This is a genomic window from Lientehia hominis, from assembly GCF_021044755.1.
GTDB classification, from domain to species: domain Bacteria; phylum Bacillota; class Clostridia; order Lachnospirales; family Lachnospiraceae; genus Lientehia; species Lientehia hominis.
This window is the reverse complement of sequence record NZ_JAJNOR010000001.1, coordinates 219,211-235,097: the sequence shown is the minus strand read 5'-3', so window position 1 is coordinate 235,097 and position 15,887 is coordinate 219,211. Positions and strand designations below refer to the sequence as shown.

Here is a 15,887-nt window from a genome sequence, read left to right as displayed (position 1 = left end):
GCCTGAATTTAAAATATGGTGCCTGCCGCAGTCACATTGCCGGCCAGATCTTCTCTGTAATTTTCTGCCGTATGATTCAGGCTGCTTATTACGACTCCGTCGTCCCCCATGCGTCCTGTAGAATGGATGTACTGTAGACCGCCGATATAGAGGGCCATGTGTCCTGGAAAATATAAAAGGTCCCCGGGCTTTACTGTGCATACAGGTATTTCCTTGACGGGGTAGCCTTCCTTCAGCTTTGCGTCCCGATATATGGAGATTCCATGGAGCAGATAGACCATGGAACAGAGCCCGGAGCAGTCGATTCCCTGAGGCGTTTTGCCTCCCCATCTGTATGGAGTGTGGAGATAAGAGAGTGCAGTTCGGACCAGGCTCTCTCTTAGGACATCCTCTTCTTTTTTCAGAGAATAGTGGGATTCAAGAAGAGAGCGGAGATGACTTTTTCTCATATACGCGCCCCGCCCGTCTACCAGCCGGATTTGATACCAGCCGGCCTGTCCTGGATTTTCCGTCGCAGCCACCTGGCTCCCCTTTGGAAGACTCAGGAAATACGGATTCTTAAAGCCGGGAACTTCAAAGACATCGGCCAGCGGCACGTCCACCACAAGCCGGCGGAATCTCTGCCAGCGTTTGACTGTCCATTCGTGCAGTTCCAGTCCTTCTGCCTTTACATACCCCTGATATCCATAATCGGTTTCAATGGAGACCCAGCCCTTTTGCGCCCGTTCGCGGATAAAGACTTCCATGCCATACAGGGCCTCGTCCACCGTCTGGGCCTCATCCAGAGGATGCTCCTTCATCTTGAGCACCGGTGTTTTTACAATTCCGCAGTTACTCCACATATATGTTCTCCTTCCCGCCTAATGCCTGTACTGTCATTGTCTTGATTATGACTTTAAGACATCCTATGAGAAAGAAGATTCGATTATGAATCCAGAATCATTTCCCGTTTCGTTTTAACAGTCCTCAAATATAGGTTCGATATGCTCCCTGATCAGTGCTATTCTGTCCTTGGCCCTGGGAGCAAAAAGAGAAGTGACTGCGGCTACCAGTTTTTTTCTTTCGTTGACATAGATCACATTTCCACCGTCTCCGAGAGCAGCGTAGGCATGTTCTTTTTCATCGATGATCCACCATAGATAACCATAAGACAAGTTTTCCCATTTGCTCTGTACTTCGGTACTCTTTTTTATCCACTCAGCCGGTACAATCTGCCTGCCGTTCCATACTCCGCCGTTTAAGTATAACTGGCCTATTTTCGCCATATCAGAAGGTGCCATAGTGAGGCCCCATCCTCCTGTATTCACTCCTGTCGGATCTGATACCCAACCGCTTATCTCTCTGGAACTGTTAAAAGCGATCTGTTCCTCTTTGTTTTGTAATACAATGGACTTTTTGACCGTGATGCCCAGCGGTGAAAATAAGTATTCCGAAGCAAAGTCAAGCACCGGCTGCCCGGCCGCTTTTGTAAGAATACCAGATAAAATATCCGGTCCAATGACGGGCGTGTATCGGAACTTTCCTATTTGTCCCTTTCCGCCCAAAAGATCCAGAGTGAATCTTACTGAGTCATTGCTCTTGAAATATTTGATATAGGGTGCAAAATATTTATATTTATACGGAGCTGTCATAGTCAGTAAATTTCCAATGGTGATATTCTGTATAGTGTGTTCTCTCCTTTTGACTGTATAATCCGGAAAAAAATCCAACACCTTCTGGCTGCAGTTTTTTAAATATCCTTTATCCACAGCGATTCCGATCAATAGGGAAAGAACGCTCTTTGTCACAGAATATACGTGGATGCGGCTGTCCTTTGTGCAGGAGTTAAAATAGTTTTCGTATTGAAGCTGACCGTTTTTCAATATGATTATACCTGCGACAGTACCATAATCTTGGTATATTCGCTTTTCCAGTTCTGTTGTTTTTACCTGATTCATAGGATAGGACCTCCGCGCTTTCTTTTATGCTGTTTTTATACATCGACACTAAGGATAAGCGAATAAGAAATGATTTTCAACCCTTTTTTCAGCAATCGTTTTTGATGATCTTTTTACATAATTTCTGCATAAATATTCTCTGATAGCTTTTTATATTTATGAATATTAACTGTAATTGCTATATATGTTTTTGAATTAGCCTATATTCTCATAAAATATCTTGATTTTGCAGACGGTTATGGTATGATATTTTTAAGAGATATATTTCATCTGCCCATCGGCGTCAAATATCATTGATATTAAATACTGTCGGGAGGCAGATATTTATATTGGAGGAATATTTATGAAAAAGAAAAGAATCGTGATCGCCCTTGGAGGAAATGCACTGGGCACTACCCTTTCAGAACAGAGAAAGGCAGCAGGGCATACGGCAAAGGTAATCGTAGATCTGGTGGATGAGGGATGCGAGGTGATCGTCACCCATGGGAACGGTCCCCAAGTGGGGATGATCAGCAATGCCATGGCGGCATTGAGCCGGGAACGGTCGGAACAGCCGAATACTCCGTTGTCTGTTTGCGTTGCCATGAGTCAGGCGTATATCGGATATGATCTGCAGAACGCTCTCCGTGAGGAGCTGCGGTTACGGGGATATGATACACCAGTCACTACCATGATGACACAAGTGAGGGTCAATGAAGACGATCCCGCGTTTTTGTCACCTTCTAAACCCATTGGTCATTTCATGACGAAGGAGCAGGCGGAGGAGGCTGAGAAACAATACGGATATGTTATGAAAGAGGATGCCGGCCGCGGATACCGGAGAGTGGTCGCTTCGCCCCGGCCGGCGGAGATCATCGAAATAGATGCGATTCGTTCTCTGGTGGATTCCGGCCATCTGGTCATAGCTTGTGGAGGGGGAGGGATTCCTGTCACGAGATGCGATGCCCGGCTTACCGGAGCCAGCGCGGTGATCGACAAGGATTTCGCCAGCTGTCTGCTGGCGGAACAGTTGGACGCGGATTTTCTCATTATTCTGACTGCGGTTGAAAAGGTTGCTGTCAATTTTGGAAAATGGAATGAAACATGGCTGGACAGAATGACCGTCAAGGATGCGGAGCATTATATCCGGGAAGGGCAGTTTGCTCCCGGGTCCATGCTTCCGAAGGTACAGGCCGCCGCAGAGTTTGCTTCCTCCCGCCCCGGCCGGAATGCGCTGATTACACTTTTAGAAAAGGCGCGGGATGGCATCTGCGGAACGACCGGCACCCTTATCTGCCAGTGACTTTCATTTGGTTGGACGGTCTTTCAGACGTGGTCATATGATTTAGGTTATGGGCCATATAAAAAGATGTATTGTCCAATTTCTTCCGCCGGTGCTACACTGAGGACAGAGAAGAAATTCAGGTGTACAGAAAAAGGGGGAAAGGATATGTCGGATTGGAATTGTAAACTGGTATGCACCGGATGCGGTACGGAGTATGATGCGTCGAAAGCGGCGGTCCGCTGCGATAAGTGCGGAGAGACTCTGGAAATCCCATTTGACGGCCATGGGGAAATACGGAAGGAGGAGCCCTTCGGAGGAACGCTGTTTGAGCGATACAGGGAATTTTTTCCTTATTTTGAAAGAAACGACGCTTTGAACATGGGGGAAGGGTTCACTCCGCTTCTTTCCATGCCGAGGCTAACAGAGGAAACCGGTGCGGGAGAGATTCTGATAAAGAATGAAAGCGTGAATCCCACTTGGTCTTTTAAGGACAGAGGATCAGCCGCCGGTATCCGGAGGGCCCTGCAGCTGGGATATCGGAAGGCGGGAACTTTGTCCACTGGGAACATGGCAATCTCCATGGCTGCGTTTGCTAACCGTGCGGGACTAAAGGCGTTCATTCTGGTGAATGATCATATTGACGAAGAAAAGCTGAATCCAATCGCTGTCTATGACCCTTACCTTATTAAGGTGGAGGGAGACTATGCCAGGCTTTATGACGAGAGCCTTTCCATTGGAGAACGCCACGGAATTTATTTTGTGAATTCCGATGAGCCGTTTCGGATAGAGGGTTACCGGACCCTTTCCTTTGAGGTCTGCGAACAATTGAATTTTGAAGTTCCGGATTATGTTGTAGTGCCTACCAGCGCGGGGGGACATTTCCGGGGGATATTGAAAGGTTTCCTGGATTTTAAGAAAGCAGGGCTGATTTCTAAGATTCCCGTTATGGTATGTGCCCAGGCGGTCGGATGTGCTACTATTAACAACGCATACAGAAAAGGACTTGATAAAATTGAGCGTACCCAGAATCCGGATACTATCGCCCATTCCATTGAAAACGCGTTTCCGCCCAGTGGAAATGCAGTGTTGAGATGCCTGAAGAAGTATGGAGGAAAGACTGTGTCGGTGACGGATGAGGAGCTTTTGCAAGCACAGCGGACTTTGTGCCGGAACGGCCTTTTCGTACAGCCGGGTTCAGCAGCATCCTATGCCGCCGTGCGGAAAATGGGGCAGCAGGGAATGCTTAAAGGAAATGAGAAGATTGTCTGTGTGACCACGTCCACAGGTCTTAAATATACCTCCATCTTGTCTCGGCATAAATTAGTGTGTCACAATACGAGATTAGAAGAGCTGGATGATTTTATTGCAGGATTATAGTCGGAGAGAAAAAAGCTTCCGCCATAAAGGCGTCGTCTCAATTTGTAGTGGGATGCGGATTTTGCCTATCGGCTCATAAAGGAGTTTGTCTTTGGTATGTCTTGCCGCCTTTCCTGACGGACAGAAAATTGTGGCCAAATCCGCTCCCTTTTTCAAAAAGTTCATAGTAAAATAGAAAAACCACCGCAGTCTTATACCGCGGTGGTTTTCAAATGAAGTAATCACTTGTCATTTTGATTCATGGATTATAATTCTTTCTTTTTCTTCTGGTAGACCATCAGGCCGCCGCAACAGACCAATGCCGTCAGAATCGCCAGCAGCCAGGGCAATGTGCTCGAAGTATCGCCCGTCTGTGGGATGGCGGAGGAACTGATGGTGATGGTTACGGTGCAGGGTACGCCGTCCACCGTATAGGCTGCCGTTGCCTTGCCCTCTTTTAATGCTTTGAAGGTGTAGGTATCGCCGTGTCGGGTCATGGAGAGAAGGTCGGGGTCATAGCTCCAGGAGCCGCCCGCGGGGGCGGGAGTCCAGCTCACGCTCTGGCCTACCAGCATGGCATAGCTCTGCGGAAGGCCGGTGATTTCGCTTTTCTCCGTCTGTGGGATGGCGGAGGAATTGATGGTGATGGTTACGGTGCAGGGTACGCCGTCCACCGTATAGGCTGCCGTTGCCTTGCCCTCTTTTAATGCTTTGAAGGTGTAGGTATCGCCGTGCTGGGTCATGGAGAGAAGGTCGGGGTCATAGCTCCAGGAGCCGCCCGCGGGGGCGGGAGTCCAGCTCACGCTCTGGCCTACCAGCATGGCATAGCTCTGCGGAAGGCCGGTGACTTCGCTTTTCTCCGTCTGCGGGATGGCGTTAACGGTGATGGTTACGGTGCGGAGCACGCCGTCCACTGTGTAGGCTGCCGTTGCCTTGCCCTCTTTTAATGCTTTGAAGGTGTAGGTATCGCCGTGCTGGGTCATGGAGAGAAGATTGGGGTCGTAGCTCCAGGAGCCGCCCGCGGGAGCGGGGGTCCAGCTCACGCTCTGGCCCACCAGCAGAGTATAGTTCTCCGGAAGGCCAGTGAATTTGAATTTGCTTTTCACCTTTAAAGTAAGCTCTATTGGCGTACTAGTGAAGTCGGTCAAATTGTTGCCGTTTACCTGCTCATTGAAAGCCAGCAAGGTGTATTCGCCCTCTCCCAGACCATCCGGCAGCTTAAATCCGGCGGTGCCGGCCGCACTGGCGGCTGCGGTGCAGTCCACTGGTCTGCCGTAGTAGAGGATATCGCCGGTGGCCTTGTCCTTGATGAGTACCGACACGCTGTGATTCGCGCCCGTCTTGGCGTTTTCATACACAAAGCTGACCGTGCCACCCGTCATGGCGGTAATCGGGTCGGTGGTGGGCACATTCAGGGTCAGACTGGAATCTGTCACCGGCACCGTCAGCTTGACCGTGCCGGTGGGCGTGGCGTATTCCTGCAGGCTGCTGCCCGCTGCGGGCTTTCCGCCTGCGGCGTCGGCTGTGAAGAGCACGGAGTCCAGCTTTAGTGTCAAGGCGGGCCGGCTGCCGAACGTATTGTTCACATAGCTGCTAGTAATATTGCCATCCCTTTCAAACAGATCTGCTTGCTGCGTGCTGTTGGAGAATGCGACAGAGCAATAGGTAATGCGGGCCGACCGGAGCCACCATGGCCCCTCGATTATACGGACGTCCTGCGGCAGGCGGATTGCCTCATCATAGGACAAGGACCAGACAAGCTGTTCCCCATTCAGTGTGGCTCTGTAATCATCGCCCACCCGCACGTTGTCCAGCGTTTGCGGCAGGATCAACACCTGCTCCTGTGGAGATATTCCAGCGTAAAATTTTTCCATTTCTGCTTGGAGCAGGCTGCCGCCATATTGGTTGTTTTCCCATCCGCCGCGGCTTTCCTGCGTATCGAAGGAGACATTACGCAGGTAACCCTTGTACAGAAGAGTCATCGTACCGTCCTGCGAACGGATGCCGTCCCCGTTGCAGCCAATGACCCACCACTGCTCTCCGGCATATCCTACGTCGCCGTGTACCATGGGGAGAATGCCCATCGGTTTTCGCTCCCATTGATCTAAATATGGGTCGCCGAACTTCTTTGCACCAAAGCCTGTCACTCCGGCGATGTGGAACAGCGTACCTTGCTTGGGCAGATCCTGGAATACATAATTTCCTACCGTAGGCGCTTTATCGCCGGTGAAATAGAGTTCGGTAAGACTCGGACAGTTGTGAAAGGAACTCTGCTCGAGAATCTCCACGCTGCCCGGCAGGGTGACGGAAGTCAAGCCGAGACAGTCGAGAAACGCGCCTTCCTTTACAGTGGCCACGCCCTCCGGCACTGTGAAAGAGCCGTTCCTCCCCGCGGGATAGTAGAGCAGCTCCCATTTCTCCTTGTCATACAGCGCGCCGTCCGCGCTTGCATACCGGGGATTCTCCGGCGCCACATCAATTGTAGTCAAGTTAGAGCAGCCGTCGAACGGATGGCCCCAATAATCGGTCATATTCGCTGACAGGCTCACCGAAGTGAGGTTAAGGCAGGCAACGAAGCCATCGCCGCCAAATTCGCTTACGTTTTCCGTACACACCACCGACAAGATATCTGTGTCCGAAACCTTATGCTCAGTCCTCCAGTTAAAAACGCCCTCGTTGGCGGTGACAGACATCTCGCCGCTGGCTGGATAGAAAATGTAGCCGTCGCCTGTGATGGAATCGGACATGCTGCCAGTCAGAGAATCTCCCAGCGCCACAGGAAATTTGCACGCACCCTGATGGCCGTTAGGGAGCCTGCAGTCTGCTTCGGCGGCATATGTCGTGCCGGTGAGCGGGAACACACCCGCCAGCAGACACAGGCACAGCGCCAGGATCAGCCATCGGTTTTGTTTTTTGGTCTTTCTCATAGTTCTTCCTCCTTTTTATCAGGCCGGTGCCCGGCGGGCCGCAAGAGAGCTGATAGGGTGCCTATGAAATAGGCAAGACAACGGGTATATCACTTAAGCGCTTCTTTGCTTTTTCGCCGTGTAGTCGTTTCCGGCTTCTGCGTTTTCGTCCGTCCTGATTGTTGCAAATCCACGCTCATTAATCAATAGAAAAAGCCTAAGCCGTTACCACAGAGCTTAAGCCGGAGAAATTTGCCGCAAACTGGGCGGATTTCATGGTATACTGGTCCTGATAGATTAGAATTTTGTGATTTTCTCTGTAGAAGGAGGAATGGAGATGCTGGCTGTAATCTGCGACGATCTTGCCCCTGACCGGGAAATCCTGCTGGGTTACTGCGCCCGGTACGCAAAGGAGAACCGTTTGCCCATCGCCACGCTGGCTTACGAAAACGCCGGAGAGCTGCTGCAAAGTCAAGAGGCCCGCGCCGCTGCCGTGATGTTTTTGGATATTTACATGGACGGGGCGCTGGGGGTGGATGCGGCGCGCATCCTGCGGGGCAAGGGGTATCTGGGCGCGCTGGTGTTCACTACCACCAGCCAGGAGCATTACGCGGACGGCTTCGATGTGGAGGCCGCCCATTATCTCTTAAAGCCGGTGAGCTGGGACGCCTTCTGCGAGGCCATGCGGCGGGTTCATGCCCGAATAAACTTAAGCATGCGAAGGGTGAGGGTCAATGCCGGGCGGGACGAAGTGGACATCGACGCTTCCGGCATCAAGTACATCGAGGTTTACGGGCACAAGACGGTGCTGCACACTGTGCGCGGCGAAATGGCGGTGAGCCAGTCCTTGACGGCCCTGGAGGAACGCCTTGGCGGCAATCCGTTTCTGCGTTGCTACCGCTACTTTATCGTCAATATGGATTTTGTAAAACGGATGAATAAGGACAGCTTTCTGATGAAAGACGGACGGGAAATCCCCCTCGCGCGGGATGGCCGTGCCGCCCTGAAAAGCCGGTATATGGCCTATGTGTTTGGGCGGATGGAGGGATGAGAATGGAAGCCATTATTTCGGAATATATCATTGGTATTGTGGAAGGAGCCATGACCATCGGTTTCTGCCTTTATGCTGTGGGGGAACAGCTGCGGCTGCGGATGAGTATGCGGCGGATTGCATTGTGGGTGCTGTTGATTTCTGTGACGGGCTCTGGATTAAACATTGCTGTACAGCAAACGGCTGTGCATCTGCTGCCCCCTGGGATAGATTACAGCGGTCTGACGCTTCCATTCTGGATTCTCTTTGGTTATTACGGACTGCGCCGGGTCACAGGTGAACCGGGCAGCAGGCTGGTTTTCATTTTGTTTTTGTCCGTGCAGGCGATGCTTTTCTGCCGCAGCATAAGCTATCTGATTTACAGCCTATGCTGGCCCCAACTGATCAGCGGCACCTTTTGCCGGGCCGATATTGCAGGCTTTGGACTGCCTTCGTTACTGTTCACCCCGCTGCTCGCCTTCGCCTGCCGGAAACTTTACCGAAGGCTGCGAGCAGCACAAACCGGGCGCTATGTTCACCTTTGGCTTCTTCCTCTGTTTTTCTTCCTCTTGTACTCTGCACAGGTGGATTTCTATCCCATTGAGGATTACGCTTTTGCCAATGGACTGAAAATATTGATTCATTTGTGTGCCTTTGTCACCTATTCTCAAACAGCCTGGGCCGTTTCCAGCAGCGCAAAGGCAGCGAAGGAAGCGGAAAGCCGTACCCAGCTTGCCCACCAGCTTGATTTGCAGCGGGCACGGGTAGAGGATCTGGAGAGCTACGCCGAGGAAATGAAACGCATCCGCCATGACCGCCGGCAGCATGTACAAGTGCTGCGGGGCCTGCTGGAAAAGGGAAAGGTGCAAGAAGCTCTGGCCTATCTGGAGGGTTACGACGGAAGCATGGCGGGAGCCATCCAGCCGCCGATTTGTGAAAACTTTGTGGTCGACACCCTCTGCCGCCGGTATGAGGCGCTTGCGAAACAGGCGGGAGTGGAGGTATCCATCAGCGTGTCCCTGCCGAGGAAGCCAGGAGCCGCAGGCAGCGATCTGGCGGTCATCCTGGGCAACCTGTGGGAGAATGCGGTCGCCGCCGCGCTGAATGCGGTCGAAGGCCAGAGATATATTCATCTGCGGGTACAGGCCCAGGAGGAACAAATCTTGATCCGCATGGAGAACGGTTACGGCGGGGTGATCTGCCAGCAGGGTGAACGTTTTTTATCCAGCAAGCCGGGCCGGAACAAAGCCGAGGGCGTGGGCATTGCCAGTGTTCGGGCGATGGCAGAACGATATGGCGGCATGGCAGACTTCACCTACACCTCAGACACCTTTACTACCTCGGTGCTGCTGTATGCAAACAGGTGACTGGCATATTGACGGCTGCACCTCCTGAGGAAGCTTTTCTTTCTATGACTGCTCGGACGGAATCAAAAATTTTAAAAAAGCGGATGCCGCGCGGGGCAGATAGCGGTTGTTCCGGTAGGTGAGATAAATCCCCCGTTTTGCAGACGGGTCGAGGAGCTTGAAGAATACAAGACGGTCGGTTTCCGGCACATAATGCAGGATGGAGTCCCTTATAAAGGTTATGCCCATCTGCGAAGCCGCGCAATGGTAAGCGGTCATCATCTGATCCAGATACATGCTGACAGTAGGGGAGATGCCTGCCCGTTCAAACATGCCGGAAGCTCTTTGATACATATCATTGCCGCGGCGAAGAAGGATGAAGGACTCGTTTTCAAACGCTTTCAAGGATACGCAGGGGCAGTCCTCCGAGAGATGCCTTCCGTTTCGGATATCAGTATGGGAAAGGCTTTTTTCGGCCAGCAGCTCTGAAGATTTGAGACAGGAGGGTACTGCCAGGATTATGGATTCTGAAGCATAAGTCCGGCAGAGAAATCCGGGCTCCTCACAGGTCAGATTGTCTAGGGAAAAATCCAGAGAGGAATCCTTTAAAAGTTCCAGAATCTCAGGGGAGGAACCTTCTGTAAGCTGGACCTTCAGACCAGGATAAGAGGCAGAGAAAGAATGGATGACTGGAGGCAGGATGTAGGTACAGAAATAAGTGGCGGCACCGAGCCTCACTGTACCTGTCTGGAGGTTTGACAGGTCGTGAAAATAAGCCTCCATATCGGATTCGATGTCCATGATCTTACGGGCGGATTGAATATAGAACTTTCCGGCTTCTGTGAGACGAATGGGTTTGGCGCTCCGATCAAACAGCGGCAATCCGATTTCGTTCTCCAGCTTTTTGACGATGGCGCTCAGGGCAGGCTGAGAAATAAAAAGCTTTTCGGCCGCCTTAGAAAAGCTTTTTTCACGGTATATCTCATAAACATAGTACATTTCTTTTTTCATGGGAGGCTCCTCCTAAAATACCCTTGATAAGATAAGTATAGAGCAGAAATTTCTATTTGTAAAAGAAACTTCTAAACACTTTTTTGAAATCATTTTCTATGGTCCATTAATTCACCGGCTGGAGTTTCGGCCGGTGTCTTGCCTGCCGCGCCATTCTGAATATATATTGTTCTTTTACACTATGTTCGTCAAGACAGAATTCTTAAGAAAGCATAAACAGTATTGACTTTCAAAGAATTTGAACTATAATAAGTGTTTGTCATAGTTAATAGTTTACATTGTTAATTAAATTTACCTGGACAGCATACAGATAGGAAGTGAGAAATTGGAAAACAATAGGGAAAGAGAGGCCTCAGAACGCAGGGCCGGACCCCATAGGGAGATCCACGGTGACTGCAGGACCCACAGAGGGCGGAATAGGCGGTATTATCGCAGAAGGACCGGAGAGGAATCGGTTGCTCAGATGGGAAGAATGTTTTTTGAGCAGATTGAACGGTTTCACCGTTTTTCCTGTCTGCAGGAGATGTCCCTGAAGCTTAAGCCCAGTGAGATGATGATGATGATCCACGTGGACCGCATGGCGGAGATATCCGCTCATGAAGAGGGGGCGAAGCCTTCTGATCTGACAGGCGGCGGTTTTATCAGCAAGCCGGCCGTTTCCAGGATGCTTGGAAACCTAGAAGAAAAGGGATATCTCGAACGGACAGCGTCCAAACACGACAGGAGGGTAGTGTTCGTAAAACTCACGGAGTTGGGAAGAAGATGTCTGGAGGAGGAGCGGAGGTATCGGGATCAGATGGCAGAACAGATTTTTGAGCGGATGGGTCAAGAAAAAATGATGATGCTTCTGAATCTGTCGGAAGAGCTTTTCGATTACGCAGAGGAAGAGGTAGAAAGACGCAAGGCATCTTTTACAGAATAAGACATCAGAAGGAGAATATGTATTATGACTAAAATATTGAAATACCTCAGGAAGTCGGCGGGCTGGGTGCTGCTGATCCTGGCGCTTTTAGGCCTGCAGGCGTTCTGCGATCTGTCGCTGCCGGCGTATACGTCCGACATTGTGGACGTGGGAATACAGCAGGGAGGAATCAGTCATGTGTCGCCGGAGGTCATCCGCCAGACGGAAATGGAAAAACTTCTGCGGTTCATGGATGAAGAAGAACGGGAGGCGGCAGAAGCTTCTTACACCCGCATTTCCAAAGAGAGCCTTACAGAAGAAGAGTTCAACAAATATGCGAAGAAGTATCCGGAGCTTCGCAGCCAGGATCTGCTTTTGAGAAACGATATGGAAAAGGAGGACCTGGAGACACTGGACGGCATCATGAGCGGGCCGGCCGTCTCACTCCTGATGGCAGAGAAGAACGGAATGGATGTGTCAGTCCTGCCGGAAGAAGCAGTCTCTCAGATAAGAGGGGAGATGGATAAGCAGATGGCAGCCCTTTCGGATTCCATAATGGATCAGATGGGGATTACCTACGTGAAGGCAGAGTATCAGGCCGTCGGGATAAATATCAACAAGCTTCAGACCGATTATTTATGGTCAGAGGGGCTTCAGATGCTAGGAATCGCCCTGCTGAGCATGGCGGCCAGCGTATTGGTCTGTCTGATCGCTTCAAGAGTAGCCGCATCGGTCGGCATGAGACTGAGAGGGCAGGTGTTTTCGAAGGTAGTCTCTTTTTCCAACGCGGAGATGGATAAATTCTCCACCTCTTCTTTGATCACGAGAAGTACAAACGACATTCAGCAGGTACAGCTGGTGGTGGTGCTGCTTCTGCGAATGGTTCTCTATGCTCCGATCATCGGAATCGGCGGCTTGGTGAGAGTGCTCCGTACCAATACCTCCATGGCGTGGATCATCGCGGTCGCAGTGGCAGCGGTCAGCTGCCTGGTGGCAGTCCTCATGGTCGTGGCAATGCCGAAGTTCCAGAAGATGCAGAAACTGGTTGACCGCCTGAACCTGGTGACCAGAGAAATCCTGACCGGACTTCCCGTCATCCGGGCGTTCAGCCGGGAGAAGCATGAAGAGAAGCGGTTTGACGATGCCAACCGGGATCTGACCAGGACGATGCTGTTCACCAATCGGTGTATGACATTCATGATGCCGGCTATGATGCTGATCATGAACGGCATCACAGTACTGATCATCTGGACCGGGGCGCACGGCATTGACAGCGGGAACATCCAGGTAGGGGATATGATGGCTTTTATCACTTATACCATGCAGATCATCATGGCGTTCCTGATGATCACTATGATATCCATCATGCTGCCGAGGGCCAGTGTTGCGGCGCACAGGATTGACGAGATACTCGTGACAGAGCCTTCTATAAAAGAGAAGAAATCCCCTGCGAGACTGCCAAAGGATAAAAAGGGCGTAGTAGAATTTAAACATGTCTCTTTCCGATATCCGGGAGCAGAAAATGATGTGCTCCACGATATTGACTTTGTGGCAAAGCCAGGTGAGACGACGGCGTTCATCGGCAGTACCGGAAGCGGAAAGTCCACTCTGGTGAATCTGCTTCCCCGTCTCTATGACGTGACGGAGGGAGCCATCACCCTGGACGGCGTTGATATCCGGGATCTGTCGGAGAAAGAACTGCGTAGTCAGATTGGATTTGTTCCTCAGAAAGGAGTTCTATTCTCAGGGACCATCGCCTCTAATCTGAGGTTCGGACAGAAGGACGCCACCGATGAAGAGATCCGGAAGGCTGCCGAGATTGCCCAGGCTTCCGATTTTATAGAAGAAAAGCCAGATAAATACGACAGCCATATCGCCCAAGGAGGAGCCAATGTGTCCGGCGGACAGAAGCAGCGTCTTTCCATTGCGCGGGCTGTTGCAAAGAAGCCGCCGGTATACGTGTTTGACGACAGTTTTTCCGCACTGGACTTTAAGACGGATACGGCTCTCAGAAGGGCTTTGAAGGATCAGGTGTCCGACAGCACTATGCTGATCGTGGCGCAGCGTGTCAGCACGATCCTCCATGCGGAGCAGATCATTGTTCTGGATGAGGGGAGTATAGTGGGAAAAGGCACCCATGAAGAGCTTCTTAAGACGAATGAAATTTACCGGCAGATTGCCCAGTCCCAGCTGTCAGAGGCGGAGCTTTCTGGAACGGATGGAAGCTCTGGCAGTGAGAACCTGGAAAAGGAGGTTGCAGACAATGAGTAATGAGACAGGAAAGAATCCGGGAAAAATGCGTATGGGCGGCCGTATGGGACACGGACCTATGGGCTCAGGTGAGAAAGCGAAAGATTTTAAAAAGACCATGAAAAAGCTTTTGGCTTACATGGGACGTTATAAATGGGGAATCTTGACGGTGCTCATCTTTGCCGTCGGCAGTACCATATTCACTGTGATCGGGCCGAAGATTTTAGGAAAAGCAACGACGAAGATATTCAATGGCCTTACTGGGAAGCTGAGCGGAGGAGCTGGAATTGACTTTGCCGGCATCGGAAGGATTCTTCTGATCCTGCTTGGATTATATGTGATCAGCGCCTTTTTCAGCTTTATCCAGGGCCTGGTGATGACCTCCATTTCACAGAAGGTCAGCTTCCGGATGAGGCGGGAGATGTCTGAGAAAATCAACCGCCTGCCCATGAATTATTATGATACAAGGACCCACGGCGAGGTGCTTTCCCGTGTGACGAATGATGTCGATACACTTGGGCAGAGCCTGAACCAGAGTATTACGCAGCTGATCACATCAGTGGCGACCATTATCGGCGTCCTGGTCATGATGCTAAGCATAAGCCCGCTCATGACTATCATTGCACTGCTGATCCTTCCCATTTCCATGCTGCTGATTTCCTTCATTGTGAAGCATTCACAGAAGTTCTTCAGCCAGCAGCAGGAATATCTGGGTCATGTAAACGGACAGGTGGAAGAAACCTACGGCGGCCATACGGTAGTGAAGGTTTTCAACCGGGAAGAGGCTGTCCTGGAAGAATTTAACGACACCAATGAGACCTTGTACCAGTCAGCATGGAAGTCCCAGTTCTTTTCCGGTATGATGCAGCCTATCATGCAGTTTGTGGGAAATCTGGGATATGTGGCCGTGGCTATCGTGGGCGGTTTCCTGACCATCCGCGGGACCATAGAAGTCGGCGATATTCAGTCCTTTATTCAGTATGTGAGGACCTTTACACAGCCGATCACTCAGATTGCTCAGGTATCCAACCTGCTTCAGTCGACGGCAGCGGCGGCAGAGCGTGTCTTTGAATTTCTTGAAGAGGAGGAAGAGGATCAGATCGTGGAGAATCCCGTATCCATTGAAGGAATTGAGGGAAATGTGACCTTTGACCATGTAAAATTCGGCTACCGCCCCGACAAGATCATCATAGGAGATTTCAGTGCGGAGATATCCGCGGGCAGAAAGATCGCCATCGTCGGACCGACCGGTGCGGGGAAGACCACGCTTGTAAAACTGCTTATGCGTTTTTATGATGTGAGCGGCGGTTCCATAAAAATAGATGGTCATGATATACGCTCTTTTAACAGAAGCGAGCTCAGGGAGCTTTTCGGAATGGTCCTTCAGGACACCTGGCTGTTTAAAGGCTCCATTATGGAAAATATCCGGTACGGAAACCTGAATGCCACTGACGAAGAGGTCATAGCCGCAGCCAAGGCAGCTCACGCCCATCATTTTATTTCCACACTGCCGGAAGGGTATAATATGGAACTGAATGAGGAGGCGAACAATGTCTCCCAGGGACAGAAGCAGCTGCTGACCATAGCGCGCGCCATCCTTGCGGATAATAGGATACTGATCTTAGACGAGGCCACCAGTTCCGTGGATACGAGAACGGAAGAGCGGATTCAGAAAGCCATGGACAATCTGATGAAGGGGCGTACCAGCTTCATCATCGCCCACCGGCTTTCCACTATCCGCGATGCCGATCTGATCCTCGTCATGAAGGACGGGGATATCATCGAGCAGGGTACCCACGAAGAACTGTTGGCGAAGAAGGGATTCTATGCGGATCTTTACAACAGCCAGTTTGAGAAGACTGCGTAAAGCACCGCATCTTATTCGG

Annotated in this window: 11 protein-coding genes; 7 read left to right on the top strand and 4 right to left on the bottom strand. The window is 51.0% G+C overall.

From position 1 onward, the window contains the following. Nucleotides 1-8: 8 nt before the first annotated feature. Both LQE92_RS01065 and LQE92_RS01060 read right to left on the bottom strand, forming a co-directional pair. Nucleotides 9-842 (bottom strand): C40 family peptidase, encoded by an 834-nt coding sequence (locus LQE92_RS01065; protein ID WP_231061165.1) that lies wholly within the window; start codon nt 840-842, stop codon nt 9-11. Between the two features lie 114 nt (nt 843-956). Continuing rightward, complete coding sequence (locus tag LQE92_RS01060) at nt 957-1,937, bottom strand: serine hydrolase domain-containing protein (RefSeq protein ID WP_231061164.1); 981 nt, start codon at nt 1,935-1,937, stop codon at nt 957-959. A gap of 343 nt (nt 1,938-2,280) precedes the next feature. On the opposite strand from LQE92_RS01060, the gene arcC reads away from it, so the two are divergent. Continuing rightward, nucleotides 2,281-3,219 (top strand): carbamate kinase, encoded by a 939-nt coding sequence (gene arcC / locus LQE92_RS01055; protein WP_269141838.1) that lies wholly within the window; start codon nt 2,281-2,283, stop codon nt 3,217-3,219. A 147-nt stretch (nt 3,220-3,366) separates the two neighbouring features. Then, nucleotides 3,367-4,578 (top strand): threonine synthase, encoded by a 1,212-nt coding sequence (gene thrC / locus LQE92_RS01050; RefSeq protein ID WP_231061163.1) that lies wholly within the window; start codon nt 3,367-3,369, stop codon nt 4,576-4,578. Between the two features lie 245 nt (nt 4,579-4,823). Here thrC and LQE92_RS01045 read toward each other — a convergent pair whose 3' ends face one another. Beyond that, nucleotides 4,824-7,484 carry a leucine-rich repeat protein gene (locus LQE92_RS01045; RefSeq protein WP_231061162.1) on the bottom strand — a complete coding sequence of 887 codons (2,661 nt, stop codon included), beginning with the start codon at nt 7,482-7,484 and terminating at the stop codon, nt 4,824-4,826. 286 nt (nt 7,485-7,770) lie between these two features. Here LQE92_RS01045 and LQE92_RS01040 point away from each other — a divergent pair, with 286 nt between their 5' ends. Both LQE92_RS01040 and LQE92_RS01035 read left to right on the top strand, forming a co-directional pair. Beyond that, on the top strand, nt 7,771-8,514 hold the full coding sequence (locus tag LQE92_RS01040; protein ID WP_231061161.1) for a LytR/AlgR family response regulator transcription factor: 744 nt from the start codon (nt 7,771-7,773) through the stop codon (nt 8,512-8,514). Nucleotides 8,515-8,516: 2 nt separating this feature from the next. Further along, on the top strand, nt 8,517-9,860 hold the full coding sequence (locus tag LQE92_RS01035) for a sensor histidine kinase (protein WP_231061160.1): 1,344 nt from the start codon (nt 8,517-8,519) through the stop codon (nt 9,858-9,860). 42 nt (nt 9,861-9,902) lie between these two features. Here the strand turns inward: LQE92_RS01035 and LQE92_RS01030 are convergent, their stop codons facing one another. Beyond that, on the bottom strand, nt 9,903-10,850 hold the full coding sequence (locus tag LQE92_RS01030) for a LysR family transcriptional regulator (protein WP_231061159.1): 948 nt from the start codon (nt 10,848-10,850) through the stop codon (nt 9,903-9,905). A gap of 325 nt (nt 10,851-11,175) precedes the next feature. On the opposite strand from LQE92_RS01030, the gene LQE92_RS01025 reads away from it, so the two are divergent. Genes LQE92_RS01025 through LQE92_RS01015 form a run of 3 tightly spaced genes read left to right on the top strand, consistent with a single transcriptional unit; the run spans nt 11,176 to nt 15,868 of the window. Beyond that, on the top strand, nt 11,176-11,772 hold the full coding sequence (locus LQE92_RS01025; protein WP_231061158.1) for a MarR family winged helix-turn-helix transcriptional regulator: 597 nt from the start codon (nt 11,176-11,178) through the stop codon (nt 11,770-11,772). A 24-nt stretch (nt 11,773-11,796) separates the two neighbouring features. Further along, nucleotides 11,797-14,022, top strand: coding sequence for an ABC transporter ATP-binding protein (locus LQE92_RS01020; protein ID WP_231061157.1), 2,226 nt, complete (start codon nt 11,797-11,799; stop codon nt 14,020-14,022). 25 nt (nt 14,023-14,047) lie between these two features. Beyond that, a complete protein-coding gene (locus tag LQE92_RS01015; protein WP_231061849.1) occupies nt 14,048-15,868 on the top strand; it encodes an ABC transporter ATP-binding protein in 1,821 nt (606 codons plus the stop codon). Nucleotides 15,869-15,887: the final 19 nt, after the last annotated feature.

Excerpts from the sequence above, each read along its gene's own strand:
- LQE92_RS01020 (WP_231061157.1), top strand. The coding sequence starts at position 11,797 with ATGACTAAAATATTGAAATACCTCAGGAAGTCGGCGGGCTGGGTGCTG.
- LQE92_RS01035 (WP_231061160.1), top strand. The coding sequence starts at position 8,517 with ATGGAAGCCATTATTTCGGAATATATCATTGGTATTGTGGAAGGAGCC.
- LQE92_RS01015 (WP_231061849.1), top strand. The coding sequence starts at position 14,048 with ATGCGTATGGGCGGCCGTATGGGACACGGACCTATGGGCTCAGGTGAG.
- thrC (WP_231061163.1), top strand. The coding sequence starts at position 3,367 with ATGTCGGATTGGAATTGTAAACTGGTATGCACCGGATGCGGTACGGAG.
- LQE92_RS01030 (WP_231061159.1), bottom strand. The coding sequence starts at position 10,850 with ATGAAAAAAGAAATGTACTATGTTTATGAGATATACCGTGAAAAAAGC.
- LQE92_RS01060 (WP_231061164.1), bottom strand. The coding sequence starts at position 1,937 with ATGAATCAGGTAAAAACAACAGAACTGGAAAAGCGAATATACCAAGAT.
- LQE92_RS01045 (WP_231061162.1), bottom strand. The coding sequence starts at position 7,484 with ATGAGAAAGACCAAAAAACAAAACCGATGGCTGATCCTGGCGCTGTGC.
- arcC (WP_269141838.1), top strand. The coding sequence starts at position 2,281 with ATGAAAAAGAAAAGAATCGTGATCGCCCTTGGAGGAAATGCACTGGGC.
- LQE92_RS01065 (WP_231061165.1), bottom strand. The coding sequence starts at position 842 with ATGTGGAGTAACTGCGGAATTGTAAAAACACCGGTGCTCAAGATGAAG.